Annotated in this window: 20 protein-coding genes and 5 tRNA genes; 10 read left to right on the top strand and 15 right to left on the bottom strand. The window is 73.2% G+C overall.

From position 1 onward, the window contains the following. Nucleotides 1–749: 749 nt before the first annotated feature. Nucleotides 750–1,325, top strand: a complete 576-nt coding sequence (locus tag FHU28_RS11460; RefSeq protein ID WP_184683576.1) for a hypothetical protein — start codon at nucleotides 750–752, stop codon at nucleotides 1,323–1,325. Nucleotides 1,326–1,389: 64 nt separating this feature from the next. Here the strand turns inward: FHU28_RS11460 and FHU28_RS11455 are convergent, their stop codons facing one another. The 3 genes from FHU28_RS11455 to FHU28_RS11445 all read right to left on the bottom strand — a co-directional run bounded on the left by FHU28_RS11455 (nucleotide 1,390) and on the right by FHU28_RS11445 (nucleotide 3,348). Further along, nucleotides 1,390–3,039 (bottom strand): PKD domain-containing protein, encoded by a 1,650-nt coding sequence (locus FHU28_RS11455; RefSeq protein ID WP_184683574.1) that lies wholly within the window; start codon nucleotides 3,037–3,039, stop codon nucleotides 1,390–1,392. Nucleotides 3,040–3,192: 153 nt separating this feature from the next. After that, nucleotides 3,193–3,264: transfer RNA gene (locus FHU28_RS11450), tRNA-Val, on the bottom strand. Nucleotides 3,265–3,275: 11 nt separating this feature from the next. Further along, nucleotides 3,276–3,348: transfer RNA gene (locus FHU28_RS11445), tRNA-Gly, on the bottom strand. A gap of 158 nt (nucleotides 3,349–3,506) precedes the next feature. On the opposite strand from FHU28_RS11445, the gene FHU28_RS11440 reads away from it, so the two are divergent. Beyond that, a complete protein-coding gene (locus tag FHU28_RS11440; protein WP_116505082.1) occupies nucleotides 3,507–3,752 on the top strand; it encodes a DUF6458 family protein in 246 nt (81 codons plus the stop codon). An 82-nt stretch (nucleotides 3,753–3,834) separates the two neighbouring features. Here the strand turns inward: FHU28_RS11440 and FHU28_RS11435 are convergent, their stop codons facing one another. From FHU28_RS11435 to FHU28_RS11420, 4 genes are all read right to left on the bottom strand, one after another. Further along, the gene (locus tag FHU28_RS11435) at nucleotides 3,835–4,653 is read right to left on the bottom strand and encodes an isocitrate lyase/PEP mutase family protein (RefSeq protein WP_184683571.1); all 819 of its coding nucleotides are present in this window, start codon (nucleotides 4,651–4,653) and stop codon (nucleotides 3,835–3,837) included. A 112-nt stretch (nucleotides 4,654–4,765) separates the two neighbouring features. Beyond that, nucleotides 4,766–4,840 (bottom strand) — tRNA-Val (locus tag FHU28_RS11430). Nucleotides 4,841–4,853: 13 nt separating this feature from the next. Beyond that, nucleotides 4,854–4,924 (bottom strand) — tRNA-Cys (locus tag FHU28_RS11425). A 34-nt stretch (nucleotides 4,925–4,958) separates the two neighbouring features. Further along, a tRNA-Gly gene (locus FHU28_RS11420) sits at nucleotides 4,959–5,031 on the bottom strand. Nucleotides 5,032–5,306: 275 nt separating this feature from the next. Here FHU28_RS11420 and FHU28_RS11415 point away from each other — a divergent pair. Beyond that, nucleotides 5,307–5,909, top strand: a complete 603-nt coding sequence (locus FHU28_RS11415) for a TetR/AcrR family transcriptional regulator (RefSeq protein ID WP_073830474.1) — start codon at nucleotides 5,307–5,309, stop codon at nucleotides 5,907–5,909. 13 nt (nucleotides 5,910–5,922) lie between these two features. On the opposite strand, the gene FHU28_RS11410 is transcribed toward FHU28_RS11415, so the two are convergent. Next, a complete protein-coding gene (locus tag FHU28_RS11410; RefSeq protein ID WP_184683569.1) occupies nucleotides 5,923–6,750 on the bottom strand; it encodes a hypothetical protein in 828 nt (275 codons plus the stop codon). 190 nt (nucleotides 6,751–6,940) lie between these two features. Between FHU28_RS11410 and FHU28_RS11405 the strand changes: the two genes are divergently transcribed. The 4 genes from FHU28_RS11405 to FHU28_RS11390 all read left to right on the top strand — a co-directional run bounded on the left by FHU28_RS11405 (nucleotide 6,941) and on the right by FHU28_RS11390 (nucleotide 10,666). Then, entirely contained in the window at nucleotides 6,941–7,609 is a 669-nt protein-coding gene (locus tag FHU28_RS11405; protein WP_184683567.1) for a class I SAM-dependent methyltransferase, read from the top strand. Between the two features lie 9 nt (nucleotides 7,610–7,618). Continuing rightward, nucleotides 7,619–8,782 carry a cytochrome P450 gene (locus FHU28_RS11400; RefSeq protein ID WP_184683564.1) on the top strand — a complete coding sequence of 388 codons (1,164 nt, stop codon included), beginning with the start codon at nucleotides 7,619–7,621 and terminating at the stop codon, nucleotides 8,780–8,782. A gap of 133 nt (nucleotides 8,783–8,915) precedes the next feature. Continuing rightward, a complete protein-coding gene (locus tag FHU28_RS11395; RefSeq protein ID WP_184683562.1) occupies nucleotides 8,916–9,848 on the top strand; it encodes an ABC transporter ATP-binding protein in 933 nt (310 codons plus the stop codon). Next, a complete protein-coding gene (locus FHU28_RS11390) occupies nucleotides 9,845–10,666 on the top strand; it encodes an ABC transporter permease (protein ID WP_184683552.1) in 822 nt (273 codons plus the stop codon). The genes FHU28_RS11395 and FHU28_RS11390 overlap by 4 nt, the downstream gene beginning before the upstream one ends. A gap of 15 nt (nucleotides 10,667–10,681) precedes the next feature. On the opposite strand, the gene FHU28_RS11385 is transcribed toward FHU28_RS11390, so the two are convergent. The 4 genes from FHU28_RS11385 to FHU28_RS11370 are packed head-to-tail and all read right to left on the bottom strand — an operon-like array spanning nucleotide 10,682 to nucleotide 14,931. Further along, nucleotides 10,682–11,359, bottom strand: coding sequence for a response regulator (locus FHU28_RS11385; protein WP_184683549.1), 678 nt, complete (start codon nucleotides 11,357–11,359; stop codon nucleotides 10,682–10,684). Next, nucleotides 11,356–13,017, bottom strand: coding sequence for a sensor histidine kinase (locus FHU28_RS11380; protein WP_311773567.1), 1,662 nt, complete (start codon nucleotides 13,015–13,017; stop codon nucleotides 11,356–11,358). The genes FHU28_RS11385 and FHU28_RS11380 overlap by 4 nt, the downstream gene beginning before the upstream one ends. A 46-nt stretch (nucleotides 13,018–13,063) precedes the next feature. Continuing rightward, a complete protein-coding gene (gene bioD / locus FHU28_RS11375; protein ID WP_184683543.1) occupies nucleotides 13,064–13,789 on the bottom strand; it encodes a dethiobiotin synthase in 726 nt (241 codons plus the stop codon). Next, the gene (locus tag FHU28_RS11370) at nucleotides 13,786–14,931 is read right to left on the bottom strand and encodes an 8-amino-7-oxononanoate synthase (protein WP_184683541.1); all 1,146 of its coding nucleotides are present in this window, start codon (nucleotides 14,929–14,931) and stop codon (nucleotides 13,786–13,788) included. The genes bioD and FHU28_RS11370 overlap by 4 nt, the downstream gene beginning before the upstream one ends. 157 nt (nucleotides 14,932–15,088) lie before the next feature. Between FHU28_RS11370 and bioB the strand changes: the two genes are divergently transcribed. From bioB to FHU28_RS11355, 3 genes are read left to right on the top strand one after another with little or no spacing between them, the layout of a single operon-like run. Next, the gene (bioB, locus tag FHU28_RS11365; protein ID WP_184683539.1) at nucleotides 15,089–16,084 is read left to right on the top strand and encodes a biotin synthase BioB; all 996 of its coding nucleotides are present in this window, start codon (nucleotides 15,089–15,091) and stop codon (nucleotides 16,082–16,084) included. Between the two features lie 7 nt (nucleotides 16,085–16,091). Next, nucleotides 16,092–16,307, top strand: coding sequence for a biotin synthase auxiliary protein BsaP (bsaP, locus tag FHU28_RS11360; RefSeq protein WP_184683537.1), 216 nt, complete (start codon nucleotides 16,092–16,094; stop codon nucleotides 16,305–16,307). A gap of 3 nt (nucleotides 16,308–16,310) precedes the next feature. Next, complete coding sequence (locus FHU28_RS11355; RefSeq protein ID WP_184683535.1) at nucleotides 16,311–16,817, top strand: GNAT family N-acetyltransferase; 507 nt, start codon at nucleotides 16,311–16,313, stop codon at nucleotides 16,815–16,817. Between the two features lies 1 nt (nucleotide 16,818). Here the strand turns inward: FHU28_RS11355 and FHU28_RS11350 are convergent, their stop codons facing one another. The 3 genes from FHU28_RS11350 to FHU28_RS11340 all read right to left on the bottom strand — a co-directional run bounded on the left by FHU28_RS11350 (nucleotide 16,819) and on the right by FHU28_RS11340 (nucleotide 22,995). Continuing rightward, nucleotides 16,819–17,349 (bottom strand): DUF488 domain-containing protein, encoded by a 531-nt coding sequence (locus FHU28_RS11350; protein WP_151500937.1) that lies wholly within the window; start codon nucleotides 17,347–17,349, stop codon nucleotides 16,819–16,821. A gap of 116 nt (nucleotides 17,350–17,465) precedes the next feature. Continuing rightward, on the bottom strand, nucleotides 17,466–19,901 hold the full coding sequence (locus tag FHU28_RS11345; protein ID WP_184683533.1) for a non-reducing end alpha-L-arabinofuranosidase family hydrolase: 2,436 nt from the start codon (nucleotides 19,899–19,901) through the stop codon (nucleotides 17,466–17,468). Nucleotides 19,902–20,109: 208 nt separating this feature from the next. Continuing rightward, on the bottom strand, nucleotides 20,110–22,995 hold the full coding sequence (locus tag FHU28_RS11340) for a glycoside hydrolase family 9 protein (RefSeq protein WP_184683531.1): 2,886 nt from the start codon (nucleotides 22,993–22,995) through the stop codon (nucleotides 20,110–20,112). Nucleotides 22,996–23,176: the final 181 nt, after the last annotated feature.

The raw sequence follows: 23,176 nt of genomic DNA, 5'->3' as shown, positions 1-23,176 counted from the left end.
GCAGGGCTCGAACTGCAAGATCGGCGCCGCCTCGCTCCACCTCTCGCTCCGCCCCACGGTTCGGCCTCCGGTTCGGCCCGCCCCCGAGCGCGTCGATCATGAACTTGGCGGCGCTTGGTGTCCGTTTTGCCGCCGCTAACGTCATGATCAACCCTGTGGTGGGTGCCCGGGGAGGGCCTCTTTAGAGGTGATCAAGGAGTTTGTGGTCTCGCGGGCGCCCGGAAGGTGCCGCAAACTCCTTGATCACGGGGGCCGCAGAGCGACGTGCCCAGCTGGGGCGCGGTGAGGATGTGGGGGGTGTGGGCGTAGGTGTCCGGTTCGGGGGTGGTCGGCGGCACTCTGGTGGCGGAATCGTGGGCGGGCCGGTGGCGTTGTAATCAGGTGACCGACCGAGCAAGGCCACGCCACTCGAGGCGGTGGCACCCGGGTAGGGAAACAGTCCGGGGGCTGCCGGTCGTTGAGCATGGTTCCGGCGGCGTGAGCCGCCGGGAATCATCTCGCCCGGTCAGTCGTTGAGTATGGTTCCGACGACGTGAACCCGCGCCGCCTTGCCGGTGGCGCGAGGCGCCCCGGGAATGACGCCGGGCCGCGGGTCGTTGGACATCCTTCCGGCGCCGCGCCGAGGCCCCCCGCGCCCCGCGAGCAGCCGGAAACCCCCGCGAAGACTTTTCTTGAGCGCCTGACGGTGCTCGCACCCGCGCCGAACCCCCTGTCGGTGTGGGCGTCGATCCCCCGAATGGAGCCCCATCATGAACACGATTCTGCGTAAGAGCGTCCTGGGTATTGCTGGTCTGGCCTTCACCGGTGGCGTGTTCGCCGGCCCGGTCGCCGCCCACGCGGCTGACACCACGGCCAACGCCAAGCCGGTCACGGCCACCGTCCAGTCGGACAAGCTGATCCCGCACGGTGTGCAGGGCAACCAGTCGCGCATCGAGCTGAACGACGAGCAGACCACGAATGTGAAGGCGATCATCGCGGCCACGAAGAAGGCCGGCATGGACGAACGCGCCGCCGTCGTCTCCATCGCCACCGCCCTGCAGGAGTCGAAGCTGGAAAACCTCGGCCACCTCGGTGACCGCAACGACCACGACTCGCAGGGCCTGTTCCAGCAGCGCCCCTCCAGCGGGTGGGGCACGGTCGAGCAGATCACCGACCCCGAATACTCCACCACCGCGTTCCTCAAGGGCCTGAAGCAGGTCGACGGCTGGCAGGACATGCCACTGACCAAGGCCGCCCAGACCGTCCAGGTCTCGGCCTACCCCGACCACTACGCCCAGTGGGAGCAGCAGGCCGCCGACCTCGTCGCCGAACACTGGAACAAGTAACAGACACACGTGAAAGGCCGGCACCCCCAAGACGGGGTGCCGGCCTTTCCGCGTACCCGATGGGTCAGGCCGGGGGCAGGACGAACGTCCACGTGGTGGTGGTCGTGCTGGCCGCGGCGCCGGTGGCGGTGAGCCCGCCGTAGCTGCCGGTCGGCACGCTGCTCGCCGAGTCGGCGAGCAGGCCGGTCACCCGTCCGCCGCCGGTCTGCGAGGTGTTGCTGCGCACCGCCACGCCCGCCGGCGGGGTGAGCGCGGTGGAGGTGCTGTCGCCGTGCAGCCAGTACGACACGGCCCAGCTCTGCGCGGTGGTCACCGGCGCGTACGGCGTGATGCGGGTGGCGGTGCTCGCCGGGTCGGTGGCCCGGGTGAAGACCGGCGCGCCGGGCGCCACCCCCCGGTACGCGGCCAGCACCAGGTTGCCCTTCGCCTGACTGTCCAGTGTCACCCGGACGGCCGTGCCCGCGTCACCGGCGCCGGCCGTCTTCCACCAGGCGGAGGTGGTGGCGAAGCCGCCGTCGAGCCGGTCGAGTCTGCTCCAGCCGGTCACGCCGGTCGGCTCCCCGGTGCCGGTGTGCGTGTTCTGACTGAGCAGGAGCAGCAGCATGTCACCGGCCTGCACGCCCGCCGGGACGGTCACCGTGTGGCTCGTCCAGTTGGCGTTCGCGGTGGCCTGGCCGACGAACGAGATCCGCTCCGGTACGGGCGCGACAGTCACCTCGACAGTCGCGGCCCCGGTGGCGCCCCGGTCGTCGGTGACGGTGAGCGTGACCGGGTAGGTGCCGGCTGCCGCGTACGTGTGGGACGTGGTCGGTACGGAGGCGGTGCCGGCGGTGTCCCCGTCGCCGAAGTTCCAGCTGTGGTCCTGGATCGCGCCGTCGGCGTCGGTCGAGCCCGCGCCGGTGAACGTGCACACCAGCCCGGAGCAGGTGGGCGTCAGCGCGGCCACCGGCGCCTGGTTCGCCGGGCCGCCCGAGCCCTTCAGGATCTTCACGTAGTCGATGTCGCCCGCGAAGTAGTCGCAGGTGACCTTCGTACCGTCGCACTGGCTCTTGCCGCCCACGGACAGTGGCCAGGTGTTGGCGATGGTTCCGGTCGGCCCGTTGAGGCGGCTGGTCCGCACGCCGTCGACGTACATCTCCACGTACGCGGAGGTGCGGTTGCAGGTGATCGTGTGCCACTGGCCGTCGGAGATCGGCACATCGGTGTAGCCGGTACGGGAGGCGCCGTCCGCGCCCCGGAACAGGCACTTCGGCTTGCCGTTGGGCGCCTCGAACTTCCAGTAGCCGCCGGCCGTGTTGCCCTGTCCCTTCTGGAGGATGTTGCCGAAGGAGTACGTGGTCCGGTAACGGATGGTCACCGAGAAGTCCCCGGCGTCCGGGTTGAAGTCGGTGGTGTGCGGCACCAGGTCGACGTGGCCCGGGACGTACTCCTGGTCGGTGGGCAGGTGGGTGGCGAAGCGGTGGCCGGTCGCCCCGGCGTAGAGCGCGCCGGTGGCCACCTCGCCGCCGATGGTGCCGTGGCGGCCGTTGCCGCTGTAGTCGGTCAGCACCGTCGACGACGACGCCGGTTCGTCCATGCTGTAGAACGCCACCGTCCGCGTCGCGGTGGCCTGCGCGGGCGCGGCGAAGACCGTCACCCCGGCCGCCGCGACGACGGTCGCCACCCCTAATCGCGCGGCCGTCCGCCGCCACCGTCCCCGCTCGATCATTGCCATGTGACCGCCTCCCTGCGCATCGGGCCTCACAGTGGCACGCGCGGTGGCAGCGGCAGAATAATCCGCACGGTGGACCTGGGTGACCGATGTAGCCGGTGCCGGCTGTCCGGTGGGAGACGACCGCCTGTCGACCGGCGGCGTGGTGACTCTCGGTGGGCGATACTGGGTTTGAACCAGTGACCTCTTCCGTGTCAAGGAAGCGCGCTCCCACTGCGCCAATCGCCCGGGCAACCGCGAGCGGACGACGGGATTCGAACCCGCGACCCTCACCTTGGCAAGGTGATGCGCTACCAGCTGCGCTACGTCCGCGTGCCGCCGGTTCGCACCGGCGACACAGCAGACTCTACCCGATGCCAAGATCGCCGCGCGCCAGGCCCCCGCCGCGCCGGGCGGCAGGTGGTTGCGCCGCTCGCCGCCGGGGTATTGAGGCCGGTGACAGCACAACCATCCCCCCGAAGGAGGCTGTCGTGGGTATCGGTACGAGCATTTTCCTGATCGCGGTCGGCGCGATCCTCACGTTCGCGCTCAACGCCAGCGTCGGCGGGGTCGACCTCGACGTCGTCGGCTGGATCCTCATGGCGGCCGGCGTCCTCGGCCTGATCATGACCACGCTGGTCTGGGGCCGGCGCCGTCCGGTGGTCGCCACCACCGCCGAGGAGCCGGTGGAGTACCGCCGGGTCGAGGAGCGCCGGGACGTCGCACCGCCGATGTGATCGCGAGCGGGGCCGACGGAGCTGATCGGTCCCGGAACCGGGCCGGCCGGATCGGGTGATCCGGCCGGCCCGTGCGGCAGGGTCAGTCCCGCATCAGCTCGTTCAGCTCGCCGAAGTCGAGCCCGCCCGCGAGCGCCTCGTACGTCCCGGCGCCGAACACCTCCGCCGCCGCACGCCGGACCACCGCGTACGCCGACTCGGCCAGCGCCGGTCCGAGGCTCACCCGGGCCACCCCGAGCCGGGCCAGCTCGGCCACCGGCGGCGCGCCCGGCCCGGCCAGCACGTTCAGCGGGGCCGGGATCGCCGCCGCCAGCGCGGCCACCGTCTCCGGCTCCACCGTCCCGATGACGAAGATCCCGTCCGCGCCGGCGGCCAGGTACGCCTCGGCGCGCGCGACCGTCTCCGGTACGCCTCCGGCGCCACGCAGGTACGTGTCGACGCGGGCGTTGACGTACAGCGGGATGCCGGCGCGGTCGGCGGCGGCCCGGACCGCGGCGAGCCGGGCGACCTGCTCGTCGACCGGGCGCAGCGGACCGCCGCCGTCGTGCCGGGCGTCCTCGACGTTGACGCCGACGGCTCCGGCGGCGAGGACGGCGGTGACGGTCTCGGCGACCTGCTCGGGGTTGTCGCCGTACCCGGATTCGATGTCGGCGGTGACCGGAAGGCGGACCGCGTCGGCGACGCGGCGGATGACGTCGACGGCGGTCTCCCGGGCCAGCAGGTCGCCGTCCGGGGCGCCGCGGCTCCAGGCGACGCCGGCGCTTGTGGTCGCGATCGCGCGGGCGCCGGCCGCGGCGACGAGCCGGGCGCTCACCGCGTCCCAGGCGTTGGCCAGGATCAGTGGCTCACCGGGCCGGTGCAGGGCGCGGAACCGCTGGGCTCGGGTCTGTTGATCGTCCACCGGGCCAGTCTGGGTGCGGCCGCGCGGGCGCGGCAATGGCCAGCGGCGGGGCACTGGACTGATCGATGACGACGAGAAAGGCCGTGTCGAATGATCGACACGGCCTTTCCGCTGGTGGGCGATACTGGGTTTGAACCAGTGACCTCTTCCGTGTCAAGGAAGCGCGCTCCCACTGCGCCAATCGCCCTCGTCTACTGCCGAGGTGGAGACGGGATTTGAACCCGTGTACACGGCTTTGCAGGCCGTTGCCTCGCCTCTCGGCCACTCCACCGAGGTTGCCCCCGAACTGCGTGGCGGCATCTCCGAGCGGACGACGGGATTCGAACCCGCGACCCTCACCTTGGCAAGGTGATGCGCTACCAGCTGCGCTACGTCCGCACGCCCCCGGTGTTATCCGGTGACGGATGAGAACTTTAGCCGAGCCCGGGAACGGTTGCCAAATCGGGTCCCGTTTCCGGCGCGTCCGACGGTGGCGGGCGGCGCTCGCCCTCAGCTTCCTAGGAGCCTGGGTGGTTGGCTCCCGAGGGCATTGGCAAGCGCTCCCACCTGCGGAAGCAGACCGGCGAGTCGAGTGTCCGGCATCCGACTGTCCGACCGCCGACCAGCCGCCTCGGTAACTCCCCGTGGTCATCCGGATGGGTTACCGTAACGCCGTGACGAGACGAGCCGCCGAGATCCGCCTGGACGCGCTGCTGCGTACGGCCTGCGAGGTGATCGCGGAACGAGGGCTCGCCAACACCCGCACGGCCGACGTGGCGGAGGCCGCCGGGGTCAGTCAGGCGCTCGTGTTCTACCACTTCGCCACCAAGGACCGGCTACTCGCCCAGGCGTTCGCGTACGCCGTCGACCAGGACCTGACCCGACTCGACGCGGTGCTCCGCTCCTCCGCGCCGCCGCTGGCGAAACTGCGCCGCATGCTGCGCCTGTACGCGCCGACCGGGCGCGCCACCTCCTGGTCCATGTGGATCGACGGCTGGGCGGAGTCGCTGCGCACCCCGGAACTGGAGAAGCTCTCCCGGCGGCTGGACCTGCGATGGCGGCAGGACCTGGCCGCAGTAATCACGGACGGGGTCACCGAGGGCACGTTCGACTGCCCCGACCCGGCCGGCGCGGCCTGGCGGATCAGCGCGGTGATGGACGGCCTCGCGGTCCAGCTCGCGGTGCACGAGCGGGTGATCACGCGCCGCCAGATCGCCGAGTGGATCCGCCTCGTCGCCGCCCGCGAACTGGGCCTAGAACCGAGCCAGCTCGACTGACCGCGCCCGCCGGTCAGGGCCAGGTCGGGCGGGGGCGTTCGAAGGGCGGTGGCAGGGTCTCCGGCTCGGTGGCGGCGGCGGGGCGCAGCAGGCGGCGCATCCGCAGCAGCAACCCGGCGCCGAGGAACAGCAGCAGACCACCCAGCAGGAACGCGGCCTGCACGAGGCCGAAGCCACCGCTGTCCGCGACCGGGCGACCGGCAACACCCCCGGGCGGCGGCTCCACCACTGCCGCGTCGGTCGGCTCGTCGGTCACCGGATCGTCGGCGGGCTCCTCCGAAGGCACCTCCGTGGGCTCCGCGCTGGTCGGCGACGGCTTCGGCGTCGGCTCGGCCGACTCACCCACCACCTGCCGGGTGGCGGTCCGCCGGGCCAGCAGGCGCAACTGCGGGTCGTACGCCTCGGCGGCAAAGCTCACCCGCCCGCGCGCCACGTCCTCGGCGAACGCCACCCGGTATCGGGCCGTCACCGTACGGCCCGGGCAGAGCACACCCGGATCGAGTTGCCTGTCGGTCAGCCGGGCGGTGTCTCCCTCGGTGCGGATCTCCAGCGGGAACGACCCGCTGTCCTCCACCCGGTCGACCTTCAGCTGGTCCAGGCGCAGGCCCTGCACCCGCACCACCATCGACCAGCGCACCTTGACACAGCCGCCCCCGTCGGAGCGGGAGACCACGGCGGACAGCGTCTCCACCCGGTTCCCTGCGGTGAACTCGTCCGGCAGGCCGCTCAGCTCGGTGGAGAAGGCGGCCGCCGCCCGGGCGGGCAGGGCTCCGCCGTACCCGGTCCCGGCCACGAAGGTCAGCACCAGTCCGATCCGCAGCGCGTGCCGCCACTCGCTCACCACGCCTCCTCACCCTCGGTCGTATCCACAGGCAACGCTAGGAGCGCGCCGGGCACGCCGGTAGACGGGCGTGTTCGCATCCAACGCCACAACACGAGGGCCATTTCACCGAACGTGGTGAACCGGTCACGACCTCACCGCGACACGCCCGGGATGCGGGCCGAGACCCCGGGTGGGACACAATTCTCCGGTGTCCGAGCTGTCCGCCGCGTTCGTCCGGCTGCACGCCCGCCTCGCCCCCGTGGCGTTCGTGCCCGAGGTGCTGCTGCACCAGGCCGACGAGCCGATCGGCCTGTGGGAACTGACCGAGGGCGAGTTCCGCAGCGCCCAGCCGCCGCCGTTCTGGGCGTTCGCCTGGGCCGGCGGGCAGGGTCTGGCCCGCTACGTGACCGACCACCCCGAGGTGGTCGCCGGCCGCCGGGTGCTCGACCTGGCCTCCGGCTCCGGCCTGGTCGCCATCGCCGCCGCCCGCGCCGGCGCGGCCGGCGTCCGGGCCGTCGAGGTGGACGAGCGGGCCGTCGCGGCCGTCGCGCTCAATGCCGGGGCCAACGGGGTACGCGTCGACGCCGAACTCGGCGACATCCTCGACTCCGACGCGGGCGACGCCGAGGTGGTGCTGGCCGGGGACGTCTTCTACAGCGAGGCGATGGCCCGCCGGATGCTGCGCTTCCTGCTCCGGGCCGCCCGTTCCGGCGCCCGGGTGCTGGTGGGCGACCCGGGCCGGGTGTTCCTTCCCCGCGAACGGTTCCACGAGCTGGCCGCGTACGACGTGCCGGTGTCCGAGGCGCTGGAGAGCGTACGGGTGAAGCACACCACCGTGTGGGAGCTGGACCCGAACCCGCCCGGCGCCCGCCGCTAGCGTTACCGCGTGCTGTTCCGGGGCTGGGGGGAGTCCGTCGACGAGCAGTGGCCGGACGCGGCCACGGTTGTCGACCACATCGGCGTGCCGCACCTGGTGGTGACCCGGCACGCGCTCGTACGCCAGGTGCTCACCGACCCGGTGACGTTCCGGCCGGACAACGCGCTCGACGCGGTCACCCCGGTCCCGGTGGCCGCGCTGCGGGTGCTCGCCGGGCACCGGTTCCGGCTGCCGCCGACGCTGGCGAACAACGGCGGCGCCAGCCACCCGGAGATCCGCGGCATCGTCGCCGACGCGCTGCACCCGCACCGGGTGGCCGCGCAGCGCCAGTGGCTGACCGGGCTGGTCCGGCAGCGGGTGGCCGCACTGGCGGCGGCGCTGGACGCGGGCCGCCCGGTCGACCTGTACGCCGGTCTCGCCGCCGACCTGCCGCTGCTGGTGCTGGCCCGGCTGGTCGAGCTGCCGGACGCCCCGGTCGGCGCGGTGAAGGACTTCGCCCGGGCCGCGCTGGAGCTGTTCTGGGCGCCGCTGGACTCCTCCCGGCAGCTCGCACTCGCCGCCGAAGTCGGCCGGTTCCACACCGTGCTGCGCGAGTTCGCCGCCACCGGGGGCGGGCTCGCCGCGCGGCTGCGCGACGCCGGGCACTCCCCCGACGTGGTCGTCGGCGCGCTGTTCTTCCTGCTGGTCGCCGGTCAGGAGACCACCTCGCAGTTCCTCACCCTGCTGTTGCACCGGCTGGCCGGGGAGTCGACCGTACGGGCCGGGCTGCGCGCCGGCACGGTGGCGGTGGACGACGTGGTCGAGGAAGGGCTGCGGCTGGAACCGCCGATCGTCACCTGGCGGCGGGTGGCAGCCGTGGACACGACGCTCGGCGAGCTGCCGGTGGCGGCGGGCACCAGCGTGGTGGCGTGGCTGGCCCGCGCCGGGCGCGACCCGGCCGTGGTCGGCGCGCCGGGCGAGTTCCGCCCCGGGCAGCCCGGCTCGCGGCGGCACCTGGCGTTCGGCGCCGGGCCGCACCGCTGCGTCGGCGCGCAGCTGGCCCGGATGGAGGCCGCAGTGGTGGTCGCCGAGGCGACCGCGCTGCTGGACGGCGTGACTGTGGTCCGTCCACCGTGGTGCCCGGACAACCTGACGTTCCGGATGCCGGACGCGTTCGTGGTCCGCCGCGCCTGAGCCCTGCGGGTGTTAACAGGGGGCCCTTCCTCTACCGGAGGCGTTAATAAGGGGCCCTTCCTTACGAAAGTCAGGGTGGGGGGCTGCCGTTCGACGGCAGTGCGGCGGCACCGCCGCGCAATAGCGTCGCCGCATGATCACACTTCGTGGGTTGACGAAACGGTTCGGCGGGGTCACCGCCGTGGACGACCTGACCGTCGAGATCCGCCCCGGCCAGGTCACCGGGTTCCTCGGCCCGAACGGCGCGGGTAAGTCCACCACCATGCGGATGGTGCTCGGCCTGGACCGGCCCACCGCGGGGCAGGCGCTCGTCAACGGCCGGGACTACCGCACGCTGCGGCACCCGCTGTACGAGGTGGGCGCGCTGCTCGACGCGACAGGTGTGCACCCGGCCCGTTCCGGCGTGGCGCACCTGCGGGCGATGGCGCGCAGCAACGGCGTACCGGAGCGGCGGGTGGCGCAGGTGCTCGACCTGGTCGGTCTGGACGCCCGCGCCGCCGGTAAGCCGGGCCGGGCGCTGTCGCTGGGCATGGGGCAGCGGCTCGGCATCGCCGGCGCGCTGCTCGGCGACCCGCCGGTGCTGCTGCTCGACGAGCCGGTCAACGGGCTCGACCCGGACGGGGTGCGGTGGATCCGCGGGTTCACCCGCCGCCTGGCCGACGAGGGACGCACAGTCCTCGTCTCCAGCCACCTGATGAGCGAGATGCAGCAGACCGCCGACCGGCTGGTGGTGCTCGGGCGCGGCCGGCTGGTGGCGGACGCGCCGCTGGCCGAGCTGATCGCCGCCCGGCCCGCCGCGTCGGTGCGGGTACGCGGGCCGGAGCCGGCCGCGCTCGCCGCGCTCGGCGACCGGCTGGCCGCCGAGGGCGCGACTGTCACCGCCGACGAGGGCGGGATGTCCGTCGCGGGCAGCACCGCCGGCCGGGTCGGTGACCTGGCGCACGAGATGGGGGTACGCCTGCACGAGCTGACGCCCGTCGCCCCCTCCCTGGAGGAGGCGTTCCTGGAGCTGACCGCCGACAGCGTGGAGTACGCCGCCGGCCCGACCGGAGGTGGAACGCGATGACCGCACCGTCCACGCTCGACCCGGCCCGGCGGACCACCCGGCCCGCACCGGCCGGAAATCCGCTCGCCGGGGCGGTGGCCGCCGAGTGGACCAAACTCTGGTCGGTGCGCTCCACCTGGTGGACATTGCTCGCGGCGGTGCTGACCATGGCGGCGAGCAACGCCCAGCTCGCCATCTACGCGCGCAATGCCAACACCGACGACGATCCGACGAACAACCCGGGCGTGCTCGACGTCGGCGAGATCGTTGCCGGGTCACTGGAGCTGACCCAGTACGTGGTGCTGGCGCTCGGCCTGTTCGCGATCACCAGCGAGTTCACCACCGGCACGATCCGCACCACGCTGCGGTGCACCCCATCGCGGGGGCGGGTGCTGGCGGCCAAGGCGATAGTGGTGGGCGCGGTGACGTTCGGCCTCGGGCTGCTGCTCGGCGTCGTCGGCGCGGCGGCGGCCCGGCCGGTGCTCGGCGAGTGGGGCCGCGCCCCGCTGGGCGGCACGGTGGCCGACGTGGTGGCCGCCGCGGCGTACCTGGCGCTGGCCGGTGTGCTGGCGCTCGGCCTGGCGTGCGCGCTGCGCGGCGCGGTGCTCACGCTGACAGTGCTGTTCGCGCTGCTGATGATCGTGCCGCTGTCGTTGCGGGAGCCGGACATCACCGTGCTCACCCGGATCTCCGACGCCTTGCCCGGCGTGGCCGGCAACCACTTCCTGGCCGGGGACACCGCGCCGTACCCGGCGGCCGTGGGCCTGCTGGTGCTCGCCGCCTGGAGCGCCGCCGCACTGGCGCTGGGCCGGTGGGCGCTGGCACGGCGCGACGCCTGAGCGGGGCAGGGCTGGTCAGCCGGCGGGCGGGACCAGCCCCGCCTCGTACGCGAGGATCGCCGCCTGCACCCGGTTGCGCACGTCCAGCCGGGTGAAGATGCTGGTCAGGTAGCTCTTCACGGTCCCCTCGACCAGGTGCAGCCGGCGGGCGATCTCGGCGTTCGACAGTCCCGCACCGACCAGCGCCAGCACGTCGCGTTCCCGGTCGGTGAGTCCGGCCAGTCGGTCCCGCGCGTACGGGCCACGGGCGAGCCGGCCGCCGCTCAGCTCGATCACCCGGCGCGCGACCCGCGGCGACAGGTACGCCCCGCCGTCGGCCACCGCCCGCACCCCGGCCAGTAGTTCCCGCGGGTCGCCGGACTTGAGCAGGAACCCGGCGGCGCCGTGGCCGAGCGCGCGGGCGATCAGGTCGTCGTCGCCGAACGTGGTGAGCATGACCGCCGCCGTCTCCGGCACCAGCCGGCGGATCTGCGCCGCGGCGCTGAGCCCGTCGCAGCGGGGCATCCGGATGTCCAGCAGCGCCACCCTGGGCCGGTGTGCGCGGACCAGCTCGACCGCCGCGAGGCCGTCCTCGGCCTCGCCGACCACCTCGACGCCGGGGTCGGCGGCCAGGATCGTCCGGACCCCGGCCCGGACCAGGGCCTCGTCGTCGGCGAGCACCACCCGCACCGGACGCCCGCGCTCGTCGCTCATGGTGCGATCTGCTCCTTGCTGACCAGCCGCCCGTCGGCGAAGCAGAGCTGCCAGGTCGCCTGGGCGAACGGGAAGTTGCGGTCGGTGTAGTACTCGCAGCCCGGGAGGGCACCGGTCCCCGGTGGATCGACCTGGCGGCGGGGCAGTTCGAGCGCGTCGCGCGGCTCGCCCAGCCGCAGCCGTTCGAAGCCCGCCTGGTCGAGCACCGCCCCGGCCGTGGCGAGCGGGTAGTAGACCAGGGTCAGCACCAGGGCCAGTCCGGCGGGCGCGCCGAACGCCACGAGCAGGCTGCGCCGCAGCCGCCGACGGGCCTCCCGCAGCCGGCGCTCCGCGTCCCCGCGTCCGTCCCGGCCGCGTACGCCGACGCGTCCGGCGCCGAGCGGGTCGATCTCCGTGAGGTCGTCGTCGCCGGGTCTCGGGGCGGCGGCCCCGGAACCGTCAGCCAGGCCGGTGACCGGCGGACCCGCGTCGGCGAGGGCCGGCGTCCCGGAGGCCCGGATCGGGCCGGCGACCGGTGAACCGGCGTCCGCGCGGCCGGGCGGCGGCGTGGCGGGACGGCCCGCGTCGGTGAGCGGGAGGTGTGCGGTGACCGCCCAGCCGCCGTCGCGCGGGCCGGCGTCCAGCACGCCGCCGGCGAGGCGTACCCGCTCGCGCAGCGCCACCAGGCCGGAGCCGTGCGACGCCGGTCCGGGCAGCGGGCCGGCCGGCGGCGCCGGGTTGACCACCGCGACGGTCACCGCGTCGGCGGCCCGGGTCACCTCGACCACGACCGGGGCGTCCGGGGCGTACCGGGCGGCGTTGGTGAGTGCCTCCCGGACCACCCGGTGCACGGCGTGCGCCACCAGCGGCGGCAGCTCGGCGGCGTCGGCACGCAGCTCGACCGCCATCCCGGCGTCGCGCGCGCCGTCGACCACGTCCGCGACCGACTCCCCCGGCGGTCGCAGCGTGTGCTCCTCGCGCAGCACACCGACCACGTCGTGCAGCCGTTCCGAGGCGGCGGCCACGCTGGCCCGCAGCTCCCCCGCCGCCGCCCGATGTGCCGGGGACAGGTCCGGCGCCAGCTCCAGTGCCCCGGCCCGCAGCGCGATGAGGCTCAGGTCGTGGCCGAGCGAGTCGTGCATGTCCTGGGCGATCCGGGCCCGCTCCCGCAGGCGCACGCGCTCCACCACCGCCCGCCGTTCGTCCTCCGCGTGCCGCCGCCCGGCGTCGGCGAGCGCCTGCTGCTGGCGCCGCAGCCGGCCCAGCAGCCAGGGGAAGACCCCGGCGAACAGCAGCACCGAGGCGAGCATGAACCAGGTGGCCGGGTCGGTGCCGAGCAGCCCGAGGTTGAGCACGGTGCCGGTCACCGCGATGGCGGCGAAGACGACAGCGGCCGGCGCGGCCCGGGCGCTGCGCAGCCCGGCCAGGTAACCGAAGACCGGGATGGCGAAGACCACGTTTCCGTCGACGAGCGAACCGGCGACCACGACCAGCACCGCCGCCAGCGGCCATCGGCGGCTCACCGCCACGGCCAGCGCGAGCAGGGCCAGCACGACGCCGTACAGCGGCAGGTCGTGCGCCTGCCACGGCGGACTGATCCGGCCGGCCGTCACCGGCGTCGCGAGCACCGCCCAGACCAGCAGGTCACCGGCCCGGCGTTGTCGTTCGCGGGATTCCACGGCGGTCACGCTACCCACGCCCGGCCGGGCCGGGCACCGACGAAAGTCAGGTCTCCTCGGCCCAGGCGCGCCAGTCGTCGAGCACGCCGTACAGGGCGGGGGTGAGCCAGCCCGGCGCGGACCGGCGGAACACGCCCGGGTCCATCCCGCCCGCGCCGGCCGGCACCGCGCCGAGCAGGTTCGGCACCAGCTCGGACAGGTTGAGCCAGTGCACCAGCTCCGGCTCGGCCGGCCAGGCTCCGATCACCACGCCGGCCGGCACGGCCCGCCGTTCCAGCGCCTCCAGCGTCAACGCGGTGTGGTTGAGCGTGCCGAGCCCGGCCCGCGCCACCACCACCGCGGGCGCGCCGAGCGACACCGCGAGGTCGGCCACCGTCCACGGCTCGCCGGACGGGCGCAACCCCATCGGTACGAGCAGACCGCCCGCGCCCTCGATCAGCACCAGGTCGTGCTTGTCGGCCTCCTCGCGGATCGCGTCGACGGCGTTGTACAGCTCCAGCGGCGGCAGGTCGGCCACCCGGGCCGCGGCGAGCGGCGCGAGCGGATCGGGGTAGCTGGCGAGCGTCCGGCCGGTCAGCGGGGCGGCCAGCCGGGTCACCGAGTCGACGTCGCCGGGCTCACCGGTGGCCGTACCGGTCTGGCCGGGCTTGACCACCGCGACCCGCAGTCCGGCGGCCTGCGCGGCGGCGGCGACGGCGGCGGTCACCACGGTCTTGCCGATCTCGGTGTCCGTGCCGGTCACCAGCACCGGCCCGGTCCAGCCGTCACTCATGAGACCTCCCGCGCACACTCCACGATCACGTCCAGGGCCCGTTCGAAGTCGGCCCGCCGCACCCCGGCGCTGACCGTGAGGCGCAGCCGGGAACGGCTGTCCGGCGTGGACGGCGGCCGGAAGCAGCCGACCGCCACGCCCCGTTCCCGGCAGGCGGCGGCCCAGGCGGTCGCCGCCTCCGGGCCGGGCGCGGTCACCGAGATCACGGCGCCGTCCGGGGCGGAGACGGGCAGTCCCGCACCGCCCAGCCGGCGCACCGCCGTCGCGACCCGGTCGGCCAGCTCGGCGCGCAGCGCGTCGCCGTCGCGGGCCAGGCGCACCGCAGCGCGTACCCCGGCCACCACGGCGGGCGGCGGCGCGGTGTCGAAGATGAACGTCCGGCCGGTCTCCACCAGGTGGCGGACGAACTCCGCCGGCCCGGCGACCACGCCACCGGCACCGCCGAGCGCCTTGGACAGCGTCGCGGTGACCACCACGTCCGGCGCGCCGGCCAGCCCGGCGGCGGCCACCCCGCCGGCCCCGGCCGGGCCGGTGACGCCGAGCGCGTGCGCGTCGTCGACGAGCAGCAGCGCGCCGTGGCGGCGGGCCACCTCGTGCAGCTCCGTGAGCGGGGCCAGGTCGCCGTCGACGGAGAAGACCGACTCGGTCACCACCACGGCCGGGCGGCCCGGCGCGGCGGCGAGCGCCGCCGCCACCGCTGCGACGTCGGCGTGCGGCGTCACGAGCGTCTCTGCGCCGGAGATCCGGCAGCCGTCGATCAGCGAGGCGTGGTTGTGGGCGTCGGAGACGAGCAGCGTACGCGGCTGCGTCAGTCCCCGGACGGCGGCGAGGTTGGCCAGGTAGCCGGAGGAGAAGACGAGCGCCCGGTCGACGCCGAGCCAGTCGGCCAGGTCGTCCTCAAGCGCGTGGTGCGCGTCGGTGGAGCCGCGCACCAGGCGTGACCCGGTGGCGCCCAGCCCGTACGCGGACAGGGCCGTCGCCGCGGCGGCGGTGACCTCCGGGTGGGTGGCCAGGCCGAGGTAGTCGTTGCCGGCCAGGTCGACCACCGGGTCGTCGGCGGCCCGGGGACGCAGCGTGCGGGTCAGCCCCGCCCGGGCCCGCAGCTCGGCGCGGCGGTCCAGGGCCGCCAGCCAGTCCGCCACCGTGCCGTCCCCTCCCGCCGACCCCCCGCCCCGCCGGGCGCTTCCGCGGGGCGAAGTTACCACCCGTCCCGAGGGCCCCGGCGTGGCGCGGTCCCGGCTCGCCGGGGCTGCTGGCGGCGGTTTCCCGGGCCCTCGGTGGCCTGTTAGGTTACGAGCCATGCCAGAGATCCTCGACCAGGCCCGGGACCGGGTGCTGGGCAACGGTGTCGGCCTCGACGAGGCCGGTGTCCTCGCGGTGCTGAACCTGCCCGACGAACACCTGCCCGCCGCGCTCCAGCTCGCTCACGAGGTCCGGATGCGCTGGTGCGGTCCGGAGGTCGAGGTCGAGGGCATCGTCTCGCTGAAGACCGGCGGATGCCCGGAGGACTGCCACTTCTGCTCGCAGTCCGGCCTGTTCACCTCGCCCGTCCGGTCGGTCTGGCTGGACATCCCGGCGCTGGTCGAGGCCGCGAAGCAGACCGCCGCGACCGGGGCGACCGAGTTCTGCATCGTGGCTGCCGTGCGCGGCCCGGACGCCCGGCTGATGAAGCAGATGCGCGAGGGTGTGGCCGCCATCCGGGCCGCTGTCGACATCCAGGTCGCCGCGTCGCTCGGCATGCTCACCAAGGAGCAGGTCGACGAGCTGGTCGAGATGGGCGTGCACCGCTACAACCACAACCTGGAGACCTGCCGCTCCTACTTCCCGAACGTGGTCACCACGCACTCGTGGGAGGAGCGCTGGGAGACGCTGCGGATGGTCCGCGAGTCCGGCATGGAGGTCTGCTGCGGCGGCATCCTCGGGCTCGGCGAGACGGTGGAGCAGCGCGCCGAGTTCGCCGCGCAGCTCGCCGAGCTGGATCCGCACGAGGTGCCGCTGAACTTCCTCAACCCGCGGCCGGGCACCCCGCTCGGTGACCGCCCGGTGGTGGAGGGCAAGGACGCGCTGCGCGCGATCGCCGCGTTCCGGCTGGCCATGCCGCGCACCATCCTGCGGTACGCGGGCGGCCGCGAGCTCACCCTCGGTGACCTGGGCACCCGCGAGGGCCTGCTCGGCGGCATCAACGCGGTGATCGTCGGCAACTACCTGACCACGCTGGGTCGCCCGGCGACGGCCGACCTGAAGCTGCTGGAAGACCTGAAGATGCCGGTGAAGGCGCTCTCGGCGACCCTGTGAGGCAGCGGTGACCGATCTTTCCCCCGCCCCGGCCGCCCTCGCCGCGCTCTGGTGCGACAGGTGCGGCGAGTCGGTGGCGGCCGGACCGCATCCGGCGTGCGAGGCGGCCCGGGCGTGGGAGCCGCCGCGCTGGTGCGCGTCCTGCCGGCGGCGGATGAAGGTGCAGGTCGTACCGGCCGGCTGGTCGGCGGTCTGCGTCGAGCACGGCGAGCGGCGGGGCTGAGGCGTGCTGCGGGGGCGGGCGGTGACGCTGCGGCCGGTGACCGACGCCGACGTGCCCGCGCTGGCCGCGATCCGGGCCAACCCCGAGGTGCGCCGCTGGTGGCGCGGCGGAGACGACCTGGCCGAGTCGGTGCGGGCCGACCTGGCCGACGACGAGCTGACCGTCTACGCCGTCGAGCACGACGGCCGGCTGGTCGGCGCGATCCAGTGGTACGCCGAGACCGACCCGGACTACCGGCACGCCAGCCTGGACGTCTTCCTCGACCCGGCGGTACGCGGCACCGGGCTGGGCGGCGACGCGGTCCGCACGCTGGTCCGGCACCTGATCGACGAGTACGGCCACCACCGGTTCACCATCGACCCGGCGGCGGCGAACACGGCGGCGATCCGCGCGTACGCGAAGGTGGGTTTCCGTCCGGTGGGCATCATGCGCCGCTACGAGCGCGGGGCGGACGGGCGCTGGCACGACGCGCTGCTGATGGATCTGCTCGCCGAGGATCTGGCGGGCTGAGTCAGCCGGCCCAGAGCAGGTGCCCGTCGGGCAGCCGGCGGGCGCCCTCGGCGGGCCGATGCGGGCTGAGCCGGCCGTCCGGCATGAGGTGCGACACCGGCACGCCGCGGCCGAGTACGGCGACGTCGGCGATCAGCCGCCGGTGGCAGCGCCACCAGACGCTCTCGCTGCACATCACAGCGGTTCTCCGCAGCGCGGCGTCGGCCAGCACCTCGTCCAGTGCGGCGTCGAAGTCGGGCGTGCGGGTGTACGCGGCGTACGCCCGGAAGGCCGCGACCGTCCACCAGGTGTCCGGTTCCGGCTCACCGGCGGGGACGTGCCGGCGGCCCCCGAGGCGCGGCTCCCAGCGGTAGCCGATGCCGCGTTCCGGCAGCCAGCGTTCCATGGCCTCGCGGCGGACGTCCGGGTTGGTCCGGCTGGCCGGGTAGCGGCGCACGTCCACGACCAGGGCGACCTCCGCGCCGGCCAGCAGGTCCCCGAGCTGGTCGCGGTGGGCGGCCCCGTGTCCGACGGTCAGCAGCTCGCGCTCCACCGCCCCAGCTTGCCCCGGCTCGCCGCCGTCCGCGCGCCGGCCGGGCCGGCCCACCGGAAAGGGCGTGCCCGGCACCGCACGGGTGCCGGGCACGCTTTCCTCGAACGGTGTGGCGCCTAGCGCTGGAGGGTCAGCACACCCGGCCGCCACGGCAGCAGGTTGTAGTCGCCTCCCGCACTGGGGTTCTTGCCCTGGTACAGGAGCTGCAGGTTGCAGGCGTCGACGGTCTTGGTCTGGTCGGGGTTGGTGCGGACCAGGTCACCGTGGCTGATGTCGTTGGTCCACGTCGCGCCGCTGTTGGCCTTGCCCGCGAAGGGGTTGCTCTCCGTGGCGGCCTGCGGGGTCCACGAGCCGCCGAGGCTGTTGGACGTGAAGGACCGGAAGTAGCGTCCCTGGCTTCCGATCGCCTCGACGATCATGAGGTACTGGTTCTGGCCCGCCACCTTGTAGACCTCGACGCCCTCGAACAGGTTGTTCGTCGAGTCGGTCATGATCGTCGTGTAGTTCGAGCCGAAGCTGCCCGGGAAGTTCCCGAGCGGCATGCTCGACCGGTAGATCTTGCCGTTGTCCCCGGCGAAGAACAGGTACATGTTCTGGTCGTCACCGATCAGGGTCTGGTCGATGACGCCGTACGGGGCGTCGGGCAGGGTGGCGGTGGACAGCGTCTGCGCCGAGGACCAGCCGTTGGCGTTCGTCGGGTCGCTCGACGTCTTGTAGCTGAACGAGGTCGGTCCCCACTGGTACGCCAGCACCCAGATGTTCTTCGGCGCGAAGTACAGCAGCGTGGGCGCCACGGTGCCCTGGCTCATTCCGTTCTGGCCGGCCGAGGCCATGTCGGACCAGTTCGTGAACGTGCTGAAGTTCATCGAGCTGTACTGGCCGCTGCTGTTGACGTACGACCCGTAGACCAGGTGCTTGCCGTTGTAGACCACGTTGGTGAAGTCCTTGAGCGAGACCCAGCCGTTCTGCGGGTTGGCCAGCGCGCCGGTGGACGACCACCGGTAGGTCGACGGGAGCGAGCAGCCGCCCGGCGGGGGCGTCGTGGTCGGCGGCGGCGTGGTCGGGGGCGTGGTGCCACCGAAGTCGGTCCGCCACTGCTGGTTGGTCTGTCCGTGGCAGTCGTACAACTGGATCTGCTGGCCGTTGCCGGTGCCCCAGACGTCCAGGCAGCGGCCGGACTGCACGCCGCTGATCGTGCCGTTGGAGTTGATGTTCCACTGCTGGTTGGACTGGCCGTTGCAGTCCCAGATGATGACTCCGGTGCCGTTGGCGGTGGCCGCGCCGTTCGCGTCGAGGCACTTGGTGCCGTAGACCATCAGCTGCTTGCTGGAGGTGTACGTCCACTGCTGGTTCGACTGACCGTTGCAGTCGTAGAGCTGTACCCGGGTGCCGTTCGTCTGGGTGGCGTTCGGCACGTCGATGCACCGGCCCGACTGCACGCCGACGATCCGGCCGGCGCCACCGCTCGGCGGCGGTCCCGTGGTGGGGGTCGTGGTCGGCCCCGAGGTCGGGGCGGCCGCGTTGAGCGCGTTGAGGACCGAGTTGTACGCGGCCTTCTTGTTGCCGCCGCCGTCGAACAGCAGCGGGTTCTCGTTCGAACGCCACGAGTCGCTGTCGCGCACGCCCCAGACCGTGATGCCGATGCAGCGCGGCACGTTGATGCACGCCTGGGTCAACCCGGCGTACTGGCTGGTCGAGGAGTTCGTGACGTCCACCTCGGTCAGCGCCACGTCCACACCCAGCGCCGCGAAGCTGGACAGCGTGGTCTGGAAGTTGCCCGGCAGCGAGCTGCCGCCGGTGAAGTGGGTCTGCAACCCGACGCAGTCGATCGGCACGCCCCGGGACTTGAAGTCCCGGATCATGTTGTAGACGCCCTGCGTCTTGCCGTACGACCAGTTCTCGATGTTGTAGTCGTTGTAGCAGAGCTTGGTCGACGGGTCGGCCGCCCGCGCGGTGCGGAACGCGACCTCGATCCAGTCGTTGCCGGTGCCCTGGAGGTTGGAGCTGCGGCGGCTGCCGTCCTCGTTGAACGCCTCGTTCACCACGTCCCACGCGGCCAGCTTGCCCTTGTAGTGGGCCATCACGCCGTTGATGTGGTCGATCATCGCCTGACGCAGGTTGCTGCCGTTCAGGCTCTGCATCCAGCCCGGCTGCTGCGCGTGCCACGCCAGCGTGTGCCCCCGGACCTTCAAGCCCCGCTGGGTCGCCCAGTTGTAGATCTGGTCGCCCGAGTTGAAGTTGAACTGGCCCCGCTGGGGCTGTGTCGCGTCCGGCTTCATCTCGTTCTCGGCCGTGATCATGTTGAACTCACGCCCGGCGATCGTGCTGTACGTCGAGTCGCCGAGCCGGCCCGCCGCGATGGCGGTGCCGAAGTACCGGCCCGACTGCGCGGCGGCCGCGCCCAGCGTGCTCGCGGCCGCGTTCGCCGACGGCATCATCACCGCGACGGCGGCCACCGTCACGACGCTGACCGCGCCGGCGAGCAGCGCTCGGACGGCGGGCGATCGCCGTCGCCGACTCCCGCCGCGATGAACGGATGGGCTCATTGCCATCTTGGCCTCCTTGCTGGCCAACACCCAGGCCGTCGGGGCGGGACGACTGGACGTTTCGGTTGGGTATCTAGCTTTGTCGATGCTTCCACCACGCATCGACGGGGACAATGGTGTTTCGGAAAAGTTTCGGAACGTTTTTGGCCGCGCGCCGCCCGGTGCGGCGTGGCCGGTCACCCGGGGTGCGGTGCCGGCCACGCCACGTCGACGGTCAGGAGACCGTGCAGGCGGTCCCGTTCAGCGTGAAGCTCGCCGGCCTCGGGTTGGCGCCGGTGTGGGTGCCGTTGAAGCCGAAGCTCGTCGACGCCCCCGGCGCCAGCGTGCCGTTGTAGGACAGGTTCGACGCGGTCACCGCCGCGCCCGTCTGGGTCACGTTCGCCGACCATGCCTGCCCGACCTTCTGCCCGGCGTTGCCGAACGTGAACGCCAGGGTCCAGCCGTTGATCGCCGTGGTGCCGGTGTTGGCGACGGTGATGTTCGCGGTGAACCCGGTGTCCCAGGTGTTCGCCGTCCAGGTCACCGCGCAGTTCCCGCCGGCAGGCGGCGCGGTGGTGGTCACCGTGACGCCGGGCGAGGCGGGAGAGACGTTTCCGGCCGCGTCCACCGCCACCACAGTGAAGGTGTACGTGGTGGAGGCGGTCAGCCCAGTCACCGCCAGCGTGGTGCCGGTGGCCGAGCCGACCAGGACGTTCCCGCCCCGGTAGACGCGGTAGCCGGTGACGCCCACCGCGTCGGTGGACGGACCCCAGGTCAGCGTCAGTCCGGTCGGGCCGATCGCGGAGGCGGTGGGGGTGCCGGGCGCGGTCGGCGGGGTGGTGTCGGGCGCCGGGCCGGCCGGCGTGGTGACGCTGACCGCCGCCGACGACGCGGAGCGGTTGCCGGCGCCGTCGAGCGCCCGCACTGTGAACTGGTACGTCCGCTCGGGCAGCAGCCCGGTCACCGCGAGCGTGTTGGTGGTGGCGGTGCGCAGCACCAGCGCGTCGCTGCCGGTCTGCGACTGGGTGATCTCGTAGCCGGCCAGTCCGCTGCCACCGGTGTCGGTGGACGCGGCCCAGGTCAGCGTGAGCCCGCTCGACGTGACGGCGGACGCGACAGGGGTGCCGGGCACGGTGGGCGCGGTGGTGTCCGGGGTGACCGGTCCGGGCTCCTCGCCCCAGACCCGTACGCCGCCGGAGTAGAGCGGCACCTTGGGGTTGGGCCCGGCGGTGGCCTGGTACGACGGGTCGTTCGTCGGGTCCCAGGTGCCGCCCTCCGGCACCCCGATCTTGAACTGGACCTCCATCCGGTGCTGCGACTGCCCGGCCGGCGCGATGGTGTAGCCGGTGCAGTCGACCTCGACGTACCAGATGTCGCCGGAGAACTGCTTCGCGGTCGACGGCGACGGGCAGCCCTGCGTGTAGCCGGGGGTGACGGTCACCGGTCCGGTGCCGTCGGGCCGGAAGAAGTACCGGAACTTACCGGTGGTCAGCGCCCGGGCCGGGAACGCCGACTTGTTGTAGATGATCGCCTTGAGCCCGGTGGCGCGCGGCTCGGCCTGCATCACTGTGGTCTCCACAGTCATCTCGTCCATGTCGGGCGTCTCGGCGGACGGGAAGCCGGCGCGCGGGCTGCCGCCGTACTCGTTGGCGAGGCGGGCCAGCGCGGAGGTGAAGCCGGCGTTGTAGTCGGTTGCCACCTCGTTCATCACGTAGTCCGACCGGCTGTCGGTGTACGCGTCATTGGCCGAGGACGGGCCGCCGACGAGCGCGCCGTAGAGCACGTGCCGGGTCTCGGTGGGCACGGTCTGGCTGTCCCACCAGGAGCCGTGCGCGGTGCGGTGGTGCGGATTGCGCGGCGAGTTCGCGCCGAAGCCGATCTGGTAGCTGGAGTTGCGCGGGTTGTCGCCGAGCGCGTAGTTGATCTGCCGGACGGCGAAGTCGTGGTAGCGCGCCTTGCGCGTGGTGTCGGTGGTCTTGTCGCTGTAGACCAGCGCGGCGAACGCGGTGTTGGAGGCGTACCGCAGCGCGCCCCACGAGTCGAGCACCGCCATTCCGCCGGGCGAGTACGGCACGCGCTGCCCGTTGACGCCCACCGTCCAGTAGTCCAGCCACCGGTTGGCGTCGTCGGCGTACTTCTGCTTGCCGGTCAGGTTGGCCAGCAGCACGTACGCGCCGAACTGCTTGTTGTCCCAGGCGATCGTCCACTTGTAGGAGCGGGTGGTGGACTGCGGCTCGGTGCCGAGCTTGTCGTACTCGCTCTCCGCCTTTGCCAGGTAGGTCGCGTCACCGGTGGCCCGGTAGAGCCAGATCGCGCCCCAGACCAGTTCGTCCTGGTAGCCGCTCCACGACTTGTAGAAGCTCGTCGCGTCGGTGATGCACTCGTGGTAGTTCTTCCGCACGGTGTCGGCGAACGTGTAGAGCTGCTTGGCGTGGCCGAGCAGCTTGTCCGCGTAGGTCGCGTCGGTGGGGCGGAACACCATGGACGAGGCGGCCATCGCGGCCGCCGTCTCCCCCGCCAGGTCCGCGCCGCCGCAGCTCGCGTCGATCTTGTACGCGGGCCGCGCCATCGGCATCACCTCGGCCGGGCCCCACCACTTGTGGTCGTCGTCGCCCTTGCCCACCTGTCCGTAGAGGACGTTCGGCGCGGGGTGCGCCTTGACGAAGTAGTCGTTGACGAAGCGCAGGTTGTTCAGCAGGTGGGTGAGCTGCCCGGAGGCGACGTAGCCGTCGCGGTACTCGACCGCGCCCCAGGCCAGCATGGTGGCGCTGAACGCCATCGGGAAGCCGAACTTCACGTGGTCACCGGCGTCGTACCAGCCGCCGGTGAGGTCGACGCCGACGTCGGCGCCGTCGGTGAGCGCCGAGTCGCCGCGCCAGGAGACGCGGTTCCACGAGGGCTTGCGGCCGGACTGCTGCGCCTCGTAGAAGAACAGCGACTTCTGCAACGCCTCGGCGTAGTTGAACGTGGCCGCGGCCTGCGCGGCGGCGGGTACCTCCATGGCCGACGCGGGCGGCGCGGCGGCGACGGCCGTGGCCAGGCCGACGGCCAGCGCGGCGCCGGCGGCGAGCAGCCGGCGCAGCCGCGACCGGCCTCCGGGCGGCGGTATCGGACGGGGCATGGCGAGCTCCTGTGGCTGGCGCCGCGCGACAGCCGGAGCGGGGACGGCGCTTGAGGCTCCGGCTGCCGCGAGGCAGTGGTGGTGGGGTGACCGCAGGAGCCTCGGGAGCGCTCCCATGGATAAGCGACAATGTAATGGGCACGCAACACGTTGGGAAGGCCGTCGCCGGTGGACCTCGCCG

Origin of the sequence: Micromonospora echinospora (assembly GCF_014203425.1) — a bacterium.
GTDB lineage: Bacteria > Actinomycetota > Actinomycetes > Mycobacteriales > Micromonosporaceae > Micromonospora > Micromonospora echinospora_A.
The sequence above is the reverse complement of the archived record's forward strand: the minus strand, read 5'-3'. Positions and strand labels throughout refer to the sequence as shown.